The sequence below is a fragment of the Treponema sp. R6D11 genome (assembly GCF_054786075.1).
Map to the genome: position 1 here is coordinate 1 of NZ_BDHD01000503.1, position 904 is coordinate 904.

At 52.0% G+C, this 904-nt stretch carries 1 protein-coding gene; it reads right to left on the bottom strand.

Translation table 11 applies throughout. The annotated features are described in order from the left end of the window. A partial coding sequence (locus tag ACYVTD_RS14285; RefSeq protein ID WP_461248390.1) for a toprim domain-containing protein occupies nt 1-904 on the bottom strand: 904 nt, incomplete at both ends.

A 904-nucleotide genomic window follows, 5' to 3' on the forward strand; every position in this document is an offset into this window, starting at 1 on the left:
CTCCCGCCTCTCCGGCGTGTTCTTCCCCATGTAGAAATCCAGCACCTGCGGAACCTGCTTCAAGGTGTTAACCGACACAGGCACTATCCGTATGTCCTCTCCGATAAATTGCCCGAACTCTTTGGGGCTTATCTCGCCTAATCCCTTGAAGCGGGTTATTTCGCATTGCGAACCTAGGGCGACGGCCGCCTCGTCGCGCTCTTTTTCCGAGTAGCAGTAGCGGGTTTCTTTTTTCGTGCGGACGCGGAACAGCGGCGTTTCAAGAATAAAGACGTGGCCCGCCGTAACAAGTTCCTCAAAATAAGAGAGGAAGAAGGTTAAAAGCAGGTTTCGTATGTGGAAGCCGTCGAAGTCGGCATCGGTGGCGATTACTATTTTCGCGTAACGGAGGCCTTCGATGTCGTTGTCGATGCCCAGGGCCATCATCATGTTGAAAAGTTCCTCGTTTTTGTAGATGGCGGCGCGTTTTTTTCCGTAGACGTTCTCCACTTTGCCGCGAAGCGAGAAAATCGCCTGCGTCAGCACGTTCCTGCTTGAAACTATCGAGCCGGAGGCGGAGTCGCCTTCCGTGATAAAAATGGTGGACTCTTTCCCCTCTTTGCCGTCTTCTAGATGGTACTTGCAGTCTTTAAGCTTGGGGATTTTAAGGGCGATCTTTCTCGCCGCTTCACGCGCCTCTTTTTTGACGGCGTTTAACTCCGTGCGCAGGCTTTCGTTGGCGTTTATTTTCTGTTCAAGCTTTTTGCTTGCTTCGGGATTTTTGTGCAGCCAGTCTTCCACCGCGTTGCGGACTTCCTGCACCACCCATGCGCGAATGTCCGAGTTGCCAAGTTTGTTTTTCGTCTGGCTTTCAAAGACGGGATTTTTTAATTTTATCGCTATTGCGGCGGTGGTGCCTTCGCGC